The organism is Curvibacter lanceolatus ATCC 14669 (genome assembly GCF_000381265.1).
GTDB classification, from domain to species: domain Bacteria; phylum Pseudomonadota; class Gammaproteobacteria; order Burkholderiales; family Burkholderiaceae_C; genus Curvibacter; species Curvibacter lanceolatus.
On the sequence record NZ_KB906284.1, the window covers coordinates 1 to 11,313 of the forward strand.

10 protein-coding genes are annotated in these 11,313 nt (G+C 65.7%); 6 read left to right on the plus strand and 4 right to left on the minus strand.

From position 1 onward, the window contains the following. On the minus strand, positions 1–410 hold a 410-nt coding region (locus F624_RS32955), incomplete at its 3' end, for an ABC transporter substrate-binding protein (RefSeq protein ID WP_019577949.1). A 467-nt stretch (positions 411–877) separates the two neighbouring features. Here F624_RS32955 and F624_RS0129320 point away from each other — a divergent pair. Then, positions 878–1,915 carry a porin gene (locus F624_RS0129320; RefSeq protein ID WP_019577950.1) on the plus strand — a complete coding sequence of 346 codons (1,038 nt, stop codon included), beginning with the start codon at positions 878–880 and terminating at the stop codon, positions 1,913–1,915. Positions 1,916–2,016: 101 nt separating this feature from the next. Here F624_RS0129320 and F624_RS0129325 read toward each other — a convergent pair whose 3' ends face one another. Continuing rightward, entirely contained in the window at positions 2,017–4,362 is a 2,346-nt protein-coding gene (locus tag F624_RS0129325; protein ID WP_019577951.1) for a xanthine dehydrogenase family protein molybdopterin-binding subunit, read from the minus strand. A gap of 287 nt (positions 4,363–4,649) precedes the next feature. On the opposite strand from F624_RS0129325, the gene F624_RS0129330 reads away from it, so the two are divergent. Beyond that, positions 4,650–5,072 (plus strand): cupin domain-containing protein, encoded by a 423-nt coding sequence (locus F624_RS0129330; protein ID WP_019577952.1) that lies wholly within the window; start codon positions 4,650–4,652, stop codon positions 5,070–5,072. A gap of 53 nt (positions 5,073–5,125) precedes the next feature. On the opposite strand, the gene F624_RS0129335 is transcribed toward F624_RS0129330, so the two are convergent. Continuing rightward, positions 5,126–5,782 (minus strand): glutathione S-transferase, encoded by a 657-nt coding sequence (locus tag F624_RS0129335; protein WP_031256700.1) that lies wholly within the window; start codon positions 5,780–5,782, stop codon positions 5,126–5,128. Between the two features lie 110 nt (positions 5,783–5,892). On the opposite strand from F624_RS0129335, the gene F624_RS0129340 reads away from it, so the two are divergent. The 3 genes from F624_RS0129340 (at position 5,893) to F624_RS0129350 (ending at position 7,972) form a co-directional block, all read left to right on the plus strand. After that, a complete protein-coding gene (locus tag F624_RS0129340; RefSeq protein WP_019577954.1) occupies positions 5,893–7,113 on the plus strand; it encodes a polyhydroxyalkanoate depolymerase in 1,221 nt (406 codons plus the stop codon). Positions 7,114–7,292: 179 nt separating this feature from the next. Beyond that, positions 7,293–7,547 (plus strand): type II toxin-antitoxin system Phd/YefM family antitoxin, encoded by a 255-nt coding sequence (locus tag F624_RS0129345; RefSeq protein ID WP_019577955.1) that lies wholly within the window; start codon positions 7,293–7,295, stop codon positions 7,545–7,547. Continuing rightward, positions 7,544–7,972: a type II toxin-antitoxin system VapC family toxin gene (locus F624_RS0129350; RefSeq protein WP_019577956.1), complete on the plus strand. Its 429-nt coding sequence runs from the start codon at positions 7,544–7,546 to the stop codon at positions 7,970–7,972. The genes F624_RS0129345 and F624_RS0129350 overlap by 4 nt, the downstream gene beginning before the upstream one ends. Positions 7,973–8,085: 113 nt before the next feature. Here F624_RS0129350 and mdeB read toward each other — a convergent pair whose 3' ends face one another. Beyond that, positions 8,086–10,731, minus strand: coding sequence for an alpha-ketoglutarate dehydrogenase (gene mdeB / locus F624_RS0129355; RefSeq protein WP_019577957.1), 2,646 nt, complete (start codon positions 10,729–10,731; stop codon positions 8,086–8,088). A gap of 104 nt (positions 10,732–10,835) precedes the next feature. Here mdeB and F624_RS0129360 point away from each other — a divergent pair, with 104 nt between their 5' ends. After that, positions 10,836–11,309, plus strand: coding sequence for an Lrp/AsnC family transcriptional regulator (locus tag F624_RS0129360; RefSeq protein ID WP_019577958.1), 474 nt, complete (start codon positions 10,836–10,838; stop codon positions 11,307–11,309). Positions 11,310–11,313: the final 4 nt, after the last annotated feature.

The window sequence follows — 11,313 nt, forward strand, 5'->3', positions numbered from 1 at the left end:
GGCTTGGTCAGGTTGGGGTTGGTGGCGGCACCGGTGATGTGCGGGATGCCGCAGTCGTTGTACACCTTGGCGGCCGGGATGGTGGTGCCCGAGTTCAGGTGGCCGACCACGCCGGCGACCTTGGCGTCGCACAGCTTCTGTGCCGCGGCCGTGCCTTGCTTCGGATCGGCTGCATCGTCTTCAGCGGCCAGTTCCCACTTGATCTTCTTGCCACCGATCACGATGTTTTGCGTGTTCAGGTCTTCAACGGCCATGCGGGCGCCGTTCTCGTTGTCCTTGCCGTAGTGGGCCTGGGCACCCGACATCGGGGCGACGTGGCCGATCTTCACGACCTGGACGTCTTGTGCCGAGGCAGCGCCTGCCAGAACTGCCAGTGCGGCAACAGCGGTAAGTGTCAACTTCAATTGCATGGATGAACTCCGAATCAGTAATAAACGCCGATAGAAGGCGGCGGTGGAAGGTATTTCAATTTCCGGGCCAGCTTTGTCGGGAGATGCCCTTAAAGCCATCCTGCATCACTTCGATTCATGAGCTGGCAGTAACGCTAATAGAGCAAACATCGATCCTGCCCCCGTTTCTGTTGAAGATCCCAGCCCGCATCCGCCACCGCACCGGGAAGCTAACCAGTCAAGCATCAGAAAATTTGATATTGCTTGAAGTGCGCTAATTGGCATCAAGCTGTAACAAAAACCCAACAGACCCAAGTCACGAAACGCAAACCTGTCTCTAAAATCCGCCTCCTGTCGTCAAAGACATTTATTTGTGGGCGAAAAACCATTTCGCCTCATCTTGGTGCCTTCCTGGTCGGATGCACCCAGACGCGGCGCGATGCGGCCCCTCTGACTCACCCCTGCCCCACCTGAACACAGGATTTGCAATGAAAAAGACATTTCTGATGACCGCCCTCGCCATGAGCATGGGTTCGGCCTTTGCTCAATCGAGCGTCACCCTGTACGGCGTGATCGACACCGCCTACCAGCACCAGACCAACGCCACCGCCACCGGCGGCACCCTGAACGCCGTCACCTCGGGCTCGATCAGCGGCAGCCGTTATGGATTCAAGGGCAAGGAAGACCTGGGCGGCGGTCTGTACTCGCTGTTCACCCTGGAAGCTGGCTTCAACCCCAATGACGGCAGCCGCGGTCAAGGTGGCCTGGCTTTCGGCCGTCAAGCCTTCGTGGGCCTGGGTGGTGACTTCGGCCAACTGACCGTGGGCCGTCAGTACACCCCGCTGTTCGAGCACTATGGCAACTTCGATCCGCTGTGGGGCATCTCCAACGTGAACGAGTCGGGCTTCTACCTGGCCTACGGCACCTTCCGCCAGAACAACGCCGTGCGTTATGCCAAGAACATCGCCGGCGTGAACTTCGCCGCCATGCACGGCTTTGGCAACGTGTCGGGTTCCACCTCGGCCGGCCAACTGAACGGCCTGCAAGCCAACTACACCGCCGGCCCCCTGCTGGTGGGCGCCGCCTACCAGAAGTTTGACGTGAACGCCTCGTCCAGCACCAACCTGGGCAGCACCTCCAACGCCATGATCGGCGCCAACTACGGCTTCGGCCCGGCCCGCGTGTTCTTCAACTACATGGACACCAAGCTGAGCACCGGCGCCAAGAGCGACATCGCCACCCTGGGCGTGAACTACGAAGTGACCCCGCTGGTGGGCCTGGTGGGTGCGTACTACAACGACAAGACCAAGTCGACCACCAACGTGAGCGGCAGCCGCAACACCCTGGCCCTGGGCCTGACCTACTCGCTGAGCAAGCGCACCATGGTCTATACCTATGTGGATCGCTCCAAGCAAAACAGCGGTTATTCGGCGACCGCCATCTCGGCCGGCTCGGACCTGTTCGGCGCCCCGACCACGCTGACCACCCGCTCCAACCTGATGGTGGGCGTGCGTCACGCCTTCTGATCGGTCCACCCGATCGGACCCGGGATCGCCGCTGCCCGGCACCCCGGTCCTGGTTTCTCCAAGTTCAAGCCCCTCGCAGCCGCGAGGGGCTTTTTTCATGGTCAGGCCGCCTCAGCTTGCAAGAGGGCCCACAGCCGACTCGACGACAGTGGCATCTGCAGTCTCGGTGCCGCATCGGCGTGGCCTGCTCGGGTCAGCGCGTCAGCCACGGCATTCACCAAGGTGGGGGTGGCGCCGATGGTGCCCAGTTCACCCACACCCTTGACACCCAGGGGGTTGTTCTTGCATGGGGTGGATTCGTCCATCGTGGTGCGGAAATCGGGCGCCAGATCAGCGCGTGGTGCCGCGTAATCCATCAGGCTGCCCGTGACCAGTTGCCCGGTTTCGCGGTCGTACAGCAGGTGCTCGCTCATGGCCTGCCCCAGGCCTTGCACCGCCCCGCCGTCGAGCTGTCCACGCACGATGAGCGGGTTCACCACGCGCCCCACATCGTTGACCGAGGAATAGGCCACCACCTGCAAGTCACCCGTCTGCGGATCCAGCTCCACTTCGCAGACATGGCAGCCATTCGGCCAGGTGGGGCCCGACACCGTGCTGGTCGAGTCGATGTGGATGCGCTGCTCGCTTTGGGCCCGTGCCAGTGCAAACAGGTCGATCCCCAAATCGGTGCCTTTCACACTGAAACGACCGCCTTCATAAGAAATGTCTTCGGCCGCCACCTCCAGCTCGGCCGCCACCTCCAGCTCGGCCGCCGCCAGGGTCTTGGCGTGCTCGATGGTGCGCTCGGCCCCCACCCGCACGGCCGAGCCGCCGGTGAACAGCGAGCGCGAACCCGCGCTGCCAAAGCCGTCGCCACGGTCGGTGTCGCCCAGCACCACGCGCACCTGCGTGATCGGCACACCGAACACATCCACCACCAGTTGAGCCAACGTGGTGGCAATGCCCTGGCCCATGGCGTTCACCGCCGAGAAGACCTCGATGGTGTCATCCGGCAGCACCGTCACGGTGACGCGTTCCTCGAACACATTGCCCCCCGTCCACTCCAGGAAGGTGGCAATGCCCTGGCCGCGCAGCAGGCCCTTCTGACGCGAAGCCGCCGCCCGCGCCTCGAAGCCGGCCCAATCGGCCTGGGCCAGGGCCTGGTCCATGACCTTCTCGAAGCAGCCGGTGTCGTAGGTCTGGCCCATGGGGTTTTTGTAGGGCATCTGCTCGGGCTGGATGAAGTTGCGCCGGCGCAGGGCGACCCGGTCGATGCCGGTCTGCCGGGCCGCCTCGTCCATCAGGCGCTCCATCGTGAAGATGGCCTCGGGCCGGCCTGCACCGCGGTAGGCCCCGGTGGGCGCGGTGTTGGTCAGCACCGCCTTGAAATGGAAGTCGATGGTCTGGATGTCATACACGCTGGTCTGCACCCAGGGGCCGATCAACAACTGGATGGCCACCCCGGTGCCGGTGGCATAGGCCCCCACATTGGCCAGCGAGCGCAGCCGCAGGCCCAGGATCTTGCCGTCGGCGGCCAGGGCCAGCTCGGCCAGGGTCTGCAGATCACGGCCATGGCTGGACGACAGGAACTCCTCGCTGCGCTCGGCCACCCATTTCACGGGGCGCTGCAGGCGCTGGGCACTCCAGGCCACCACCATGTCTTCGGGGTAGGCCCCCGTCTTCATGCCAAAGCCGCCCCCCACATCGCCCACCACCACCCGCAGGCGCTCGCGCGGCAGGCCCAGCACGGCGATCAGGGTGTCGCGCACGCCCGAGGGCATCTGGGTGCTCATGCGCAGGGTCAGGCGACCATCGGCTGGGTCGGGGTAGGCCAGCACGGTGCGCGGCTCCACCGTGAGGGCCGCCAGGCGCTGGTTGACCACCTCCAGCGCCACCACATGGGCGGCCTGGGCAAAGGCCGCGGCACAGGCCGCCGGGTTGCCATGCTGCATCTCGGCGGCGATGTTGTCGGGCGCCTCGGGGCACAGGCTGGGGGCGCCAGGGTGGGTGGCGTCGTCGAGGTGCACCACCATGGGCAACTCGTCGTATTCAACGAACACCGCCTCGGCCGCATCTCGGGCCTGCTGGGGCGTTTCGGCCACCACCGCCACCACAGCCTCGCCGACATAGCGCACCCGCTCATGGGCCAGCGGGTGGCGAGGTGGCGAGGCCGCCACACCATCGGCCCGCTTGAAACCGGCGTTGCCCGGCAGCGGCTTGACGCCGGCCTGCACCAGATCCGCCCCGGTGTAGACGCCCAGCACCCCGGGCAGACCCAGCGCCCCCGAGGTATCGATGCTCACGATGCGCGCATGCGGGTAAGGCGAGCGCTGAAACGCCAGATGGGTCTGGCCGGGCAGGCTGAAGTCGTCGGCATAGCGGCCTGCCCCCTTGAGCAGACCTTCGTCTTCGAGGCGCAGCACGGCCTGGCCGCTGCCGAATCGGGCAAAGGATGTGGGTGTGTTCACGGATTTGTCTCGCTGGTTGGGGCGTTGGAAACAGGATGCGGAAAACGGGAAATGCACCGCCGACCACTCTAGCCAATTCCCGCCCATCCTGCTGTCACGCGCCACACGCCGGGCCCTCCGTGTGCCCATCAGGCACCGATCTGGCGCACCCCCCCCCGAAAAATGCCCCACAACCCAGGAATGCTTCGTGCTAGATGTTGCATCGCAGCAATACCCCGTGGTGCGCCATCGAGTGACGTCACGCTGGGTCTTCTGGCCTCTTTCCCAACCCTCGACAGGAGCCTTTCATGCTGGACCGAACCTCGACCCTGTTCTCCCACGTCAAGCCTGGCGACAACGACTACGTCAGCGGCGGATTGCGCGACTTCTTTCTGTACCGGGACCTGGGCGTGGCCGCGGCCACGCACGGCAAGGTGATTGCCCACCTGGTGAAGGCCAACATGGCCCCTGAGACCGGCACGGGTTGGCACCGGCATGAGGCCGATTTCCAGATCGTCATCATGCTCAAGGGCTGGGCACGCTTCATGTACGAAGACCAGGAAACCCTGGTGCAGGCCGGTGATTGTGTGCACCAGCGCCCGGGCATCCGGCACTACCTGTTCGACTACTCACCCGACATGGAGTACCTCGAAATCGTCTCACCGGCCGATTTCAAGACGGTGGACGTGCCCGCCGTCTGCCCCATCCCTGCGCCCACACCCTGGGCGTGAAGCCCGGCATGCACCCGCCTGGGGCGGGTGCACCGGCAACGGGCGCCCAGCGATCAGAACTCGGCGTCCAGTTCGTCGATCTCGTCGGGTTCCAGGGCTGCAGCGGCCACCCACTCTTTCATGGCGGGCAGGGCCATGATGGTCTGGCAATAGGCGGCACACACCGGGTCCAGTGCCACGTCGTAGGTCAGAAAACGGGTCACCACCGGCGCGAACATGGCGTCGGCGATGCAGGGCTGGGCACCGAACAAATAGGGGCCGCCATAGCGCTGCAGGCACTCGGTCCAGATGGCGGTGATGCGGTCGATGTCGGTCTGCGCGCGCGACCACAGCTTGAAGCCCGGGAAATGCGCCTTGATGTTCATGGGCAGGGACGAGCGCAGCGCGCTGAAGCCCGAATGCATCTCGCCACAGATGGCCCGGCAATGGGCCCGGGCGGCACGATCGGCAGGCAACAGGCCAGCATGGGGCTTGATTTCGTTCAGGTACTCGCCAATGGCCAGGGTGTCCCACACATAGAGGCCGTCGTGGTCCAGTGCCGGCACCCGCATGGACGCCGACAACAGCAGCATCTCGGCCTTCATGTCCGGGTCGTCGGGCGAGATCACCTTTTCAGTGAACGCCAGCCCCGCCAGCTTCGCCATCAGCCAGCCGCGCAAGGCCCAGGCACCGTAGTTCTTGCTGCTGATCGTCAAAACCGCTTTGGCCATGGCTTGCTCCTGTTGGTCCAGCGGCTGTGCAAGCACCGTGCCATGCCACCTGGCCGGGCCCTTGGCCCGCAACTTGCCTTCGCCCCGGCAACACCCACCGAAAGATTGCCATGCTGTATCAGGCCTACCAACTCCAGTCTGACCTGATGTCCCCGCTGCGCCTGATGGCCCAGGCCATGGGCTCGGCGTTCATGGTGCCCGGCACCGAGCGCACGATGCTGCGCCAGATGGCGGCCGCCGGCGAGGTGTTCTCGCGCCTGCGGCTCACGCACAGCCGGCCGGCCTATGGCATCGAGTCGGTGCAGATCGGCGAACAGCGCGTGGCCATCACCGAGCGGGTGGCGCACACCCTGCCCTTCGGCACCCTGCTGCACTTTGCCAAAGACCCGGCCGCCGGCCTGCCCACCCAACCGCCGGTGCTGCTGGCCGCGCCGCTGTCGGGCCACTTTGCCACCCTGCTGCGCGAAACCGTGCGCACCCTGCTGCAGGACCACGACGTCTACATCACCGACTGGCACAACGCCCGCGACGTGGCCCTGCGCGAAGGCGCCTTCGGGCTGGACGACTACATCCGCTACATGATGCTGTTTCTGCAGCACATCGGCCCCGGCACCCACCTGGTGGCCGTGTGCCAGCCCTGCGTGGCGGCCCTGGCAGCCACCGCCTTGCTGGCCGAAGACGACGACCCGGCCCAGCCGCGCAGCCTGACCCTGATGGCCGGCCCGGTGGACTGCCGCGTCAACCCCACCGAGGTGAACCGCCTGGCCACCAGCAAGCCGATCGAGTGGTTTGAAAAGAACCTGATCAGCCATGTGCCGCTGCCGCACCGCGGCTTCATGCGCCGCGTGTACCCGGGCTTCGTGCAGCTCAGCGCCTTCATGAGCATGAACCTGGAGCGCCATCAACAATCGTTCGAGCACCTCTACCAGCACATCCTGGAAGGCCGGCTCGACGAGGCCGAGACCATCAAGACCTTCTACGAGGAGTACCTGGCCGTGAACGACCTGCCCGCCGAGTTCTACCTGGAGACGGTGGAGAAGGTGTTCCAGACCTACGACCTGGCCGTGGGCCAGCTCCACTACCAGGGCCGCCGCGTCAACCCCGCCGCCATCCGGCGCACCGCCCTGCTCACGGTCGAGGGGGAGCGCGACGACATCTGCGCCATCGGCCAGACCGTGGCCGCACAAGACCTGTGCAAAAGCGTGCGCCCCTACCTGAAGAACCACCATGTGCAGACCGGCGTGGGCCACTACGGCGTGTTCAGCGGCCGCAAGTGGAACCAGCAGATCTACCCCCGGGTGCGCGACAGCATCCACGCCAGCCTGGGCTGAGCCCCTGACCCGTCCAGCACAGGCAGCCAACACCTCGGCGCCAGCCTCTGGGCCTCGAGGAAAGCGACACGATCAAGCGGTATCGACAGCGCACCTGGAAACAGCTGTGCCCATGCGCTTGCGTTAGCCCGGACGATGTAGCAACATCAGTACATTATCCAGGCCTATGGAGCATCTCCATGACGATTACCACCATCTCAAGCCGCGAGTTCAATCAAGGGGCGAGCGAGGCGAAACGAGCCACCCGCAAGGGGCCGGTGTTCATCACAGACCGAGGCAGACCGGCCCATGTGCTGATGAGCTTTGAGGACTATCAGCGGCTCACCCAGCAAGGGCGCAACATCGCCGATGCGCTGGCCATGCCGAGTGCGGCCGACATGGAGTTTGACCCGCCGCGTGTCACGATCGAAGTTCGACCGGCTGATTTCTCATGATGTTTGTTCTCGATACCAACGTGGTGTCCGAACTGCGCAAGGTGCGGCTTGGCAAGGCCGATGCGAACGTGACAGCATGGTCGCAAAGCGTTGATGCCGCCGACCTCTTTGTGTCGGCCATCACCATCATGGAACTGGAGCTCGGCGTGCTGTCGATTGAGCGAAAGGACGCCGCCCAGGGGGCCTTGTTACGCTCGTGGCTGGAGCAGCAGGTCTTGCCTGAGTTCTCCGGGCGCACGCTGTCCATCGATACCGCCGTGGCACAGCGCTGCGCCCGGCTTCATGCCCCCGACAAACGCAGCGAGCGCGATGCACTGATTGCAGCAACCGCCCTGGTCCACGGCATGACCGTCGTCACCCGCAACGTCGCTGATTTCAAGCCAACGGGCGTGCCGCTCACCAACCCGTGGGAGGTACCGCCGTGACGGGACACCGACGTTCTCCGTCACATCGAGACAGCGGCACGAACAACCCCGCCCTCAGCACAAGATGGGCACGGCAAGCTCAGGCCTTGTGAAGCCCTCAATGCCCTCTGTGCTCAGCCCACCACCTGCCGCGCCACCCGAGCCACCTGGGCGGCGTCCACGCCAAAGAAGGCACGCAAGGCGGCGCGCGTGTCGCTGCGGCCGAAGCCATCGGTGCCCAGGGTCAGATAGCGGCGGCCGGCCGGCACCCAGGCGCGCACGCTCTCGGGCACGGCGCGCACATAGTCGGTGGCGGCAATGACCGGGCCTTCGGTGTCGGCCAGCAGGGCCGTCAGCCACGGGGTGCCGGGCTCGGGGTCACCAGCCAGGGCGCGTGCCTCGCAGGCCTGGCCGTCGCGGGCCAGCTCGCTCCAGCTGGTGACGCTGATCACGTTCACACTGAAACCCTCGGCCGCCAGTTGTTGCGCGGCCTTGACCACCTCGGTGAGGATGGCGCCCGAGCCGAGCAGGGTCACCTTGTGGGTGGCCGTGCCGGGGATGCGCTGCAGCCGGTAGGCGCCGCGCAACACGCCCTGCGACGCGCCTTCGGGCAGGTCGGCTTGGGCGTAGTTCTCGTTCATCAGGGTGAGGTAATAAAAAACGTCTTGCTGCTCGACCAGCATCTCGCGCATGCCCTGGTCGATGATCACGGCCAGCTCGCCCGCGTAGGCCGGGTCGTAGGCCTTGCAGTTGGGGATGGTGGCCGCCACCAGGTGGCTGCTGCCGTCCTGGTGTTGCAGGCCTTCGCCGCCCAGCGTGGTGCGGCCCGAGGTGGCACCCAGCAGAAAGCCGCGGGCGCGCTGGTCGGCGGCGGCCCAGATGGCGTCGCCCACGCGCTGAAAGCCGAACATCGAGTAATAGATGTAGAAGGGCAGCATGGCCAGGCCGTGCACGCTGTAGCTGGTGGCCGCCGCCGTCCAGCTGGCGATGGCACCGGCCTCGCTGATGCCTTCTTCGAGGATCTGGCCGTCCAGGGCCTCGCGGTAGCTCAGCACCGAGCCGATGTCTTCAGGGGCATAGCGCTGGCCCACGCTGCTGTAGATGCCCACCTGCTTGAACAGATTGGCCATGCCGAAGGTGCGCGCCTCGTCGGCCACGATGGGCACGATGCGCGGGCCCAACTGCGGGTCTTTCAGCAGGTTGCCCAGCATGCGCACAAAGGCCATGGTGGTGCTCATCTCCTTGCCCTCGGGCTGCAGGGCAAACTGCCCGTAGCGGGCCAGCTCGGGCACCGGCACCACCGCGCAGGCGGCTTCGCGGCGCGGCAGGTAGCCCCCCAGGGTGGCGCGGCGCTGCTGCAGGTAGCGCATCTCGGCACTGTCGGGCGCGGGTTTGTAAAAGGTCAGCGACTTGGCCTGCTCATCGCTGAGCGGCAGCTGGAAGCGGTTGCGGTACTCGATCAGGTCGTCTTCGTCGAGCTTCTTCTGGCTGTGCGTGGTCATCTTGCCCTGACCGGCCGTGCCCATGCCATAGCCCTTCTTGGTGTGGGCCAGGATCACCGTGGGCTGGCCGCGGTGCGCAGCGGCCGCGGCATAGGCGGCGTGGATCTTGACCAGATCGTGCCCGCCGCGCTTGAGGCGGTCGATCTGCTCGTCGGTCAGGCCCATGGCCAGCGCGGCCAGTTCGGGGTTCTGGCCGAAGAAGTTGTCGCGGTTGAAACGGCCGTCCTTGGCGGCGAAGGTCTGCATCTGGCCGTCCACCGTGCCCGACAGGGCGCGGGCCAGGGCGCCGGTGATGTCGCGCGCAAACAGGCCATCCCAGTCACTGCCCCAGACCAGCTTGACCACGTTCCAGCCGGCGCCGGCAAACAGGCGCTCCAGCTCGTCGATGATGCGGCCGTTGCCGCGCACCGGGCCGTCCAGGCGCTGCAGATTGCAATTGACCACCCACACCAGATTGTCCAGGCCCTCGCGGGCGGCCAGGGTCAGGGCGCTCATGCTTTCGGGCTCGTCCATCTCGCCGTCACCGAACACGCCCCAGACCTTGCGCGCACTGCAATCGAGCAACTGCCGGTGCGACAGGTAGCGCATGAAGCGCGCGTGGTAGATCGAGCTGATCGGCCCCAGACCCATCGAGCCGGTGGGGAACTGCCAGAACTCGGGCATCAGCCAAGGGTGGGGGTAGCTGCTCAGGCCCTGGGCACCGGCCGCCGGGGCCGAGATCTCCTGGCGGTAGTGCATCAGGTCGGCTTCCTGCAGGCGGCCTTCGAGGAAGGCGCGCGCATACACCCCGGGGGCGCTGTGCGGCTGGAAGAACACCAGATCGCCCCGGTGCTGGCCCGGGCCCAGGCCCTGGCGCGCATGGAAGAAGTGGTTGAAACCCACCTCGAACAGGTCGGCCGCGCTGGCGTAGCTGGCAATGTGGCCGCCCAGCTCGGCCGAGCCGCCGGTTTCCACCTGGTTGGCGCGCACCACCATGGCCAGGGCGTTCCAGCGCATCAGGGAGGCAAGTCGCTCCTCGACGGCCAGATCGCCCGGGAAAGCCGGTTGCTGCCCCACCGGCACCGTGTTCACATAGGCCGTGTTCAGCCCGGGGCGCCAGCCGGTCTGGTGCGCCCGGGCCAGTTGCGCCAGCTCGTCCAGCACGAAGCGGGCGCGTTCCGGCCCCTGGGTCTGCACCAGGGACTCGAAGGCCTCACGCCACTCGGCGGTCTCGGTCGGGTCGGCATCGGGCAGGCCATCGCTGAGCTGCAGGAGTCGGGGGTCGGCGGGTGCGTTCATACCTTGGTACTTTAGAGAGATCGCAGCAGAATGAGCCGCCAAATCCAGCCTCAAAAACACACCAAGCCAGCACAATATGCTGCTTAACAAAAAATTCAAAGCATATGAAGCTTGACAACCTGGACCTCCGCATCCTGGCCGAACTGCAGGCCGATGGCGCGCTGTCGAACGTCGAACTGGCCCGCCGCGTGCACCTGTCGCCCTCGCCCTGCCTGGCCCGTGTCAAGGCGATGGAGCAGGCAGGTGTCATCTCTCGCTACGTGGCCCTGGCCAGTGCGGCCGCGCTGGGCTTGGGGCTCAATGTGTTCATCTCGATCAGCCTGCGCACCCAGAGCAAGGCCGCGCTGGCAGACTTTGAGCAGCGCATCTGCGAGCACGACGAGGTCATGGAGTGCTACCTCATGACCGGCGACAGCGACTACCTGATCCGCGTGGCGGTGACCGACATTGCCGCCCTGGAGCGCTTCATCCTCGAACAGCTCACCCCCATTCCGGGCGTGGAAAAGATCCGCTCCAGTTTTGCACTCAAGCAGGTGCGCTACAAAACCGCCCTCCCACTGCCATCCACCAGCCGCTGATCCG

Bases quoted from the DNA above. Each gene is read 5' to 3' on its own strand.
- F624_RS0129340 (WP_019577954.1), top strand. From the start codon at position 5,893: ATGCTGTATCAGGCCTACCAACTCCAGTCTGACCTGATGTCCCCGCTG.
- F624_RS0129320 (WP_019577950.1), top strand. From the start codon at position 878: ATGAAAAAGACATTTCTGATGACCGCCCTCGCCATGAGCATGGGTTCG.
- F624_RS0129360 (WP_019577958.1), top strand. From the start codon at position 10,836: ATGAAGCTTGACAACCTGGACCTCCGCATCCTGGCCGAACTGCAGGCC.
- F624_RS0129350 (WP_019577956.1), top strand. From the start codon at position 7,544: ATGATGTTTGTTCTCGATACCAACGTGGTGTCCGAACTGCGCAAGGTG.
- F624_RS0129330 (WP_019577952.1), top strand. From the start codon at position 4,650: ATGCTGGACCGAACCTCGACCCTGTTCTCCCACGTCAAGCCTGGCGAC.
- F624_RS0129335 (WP_031256700.1), bottom strand. From the start codon at position 5,782: ATGGCCAAAGCGGTTTTGACGATCAGCAGCAAGAACTACGGTGCCTGG.
- mdeB (WP_019577957.1), bottom strand. From the start codon at position 10,731: ATGAACGCACCCGCCGACCCCCGACTCCTGCAGCTCAGCGATGGCCTG.
- F624_RS0129345 (WP_019577955.1), top strand. From the start codon at position 7,293: ATGACGATTACCACCATCTCAAGCCGCGAGTTCAATCAAGGGGCGAGC.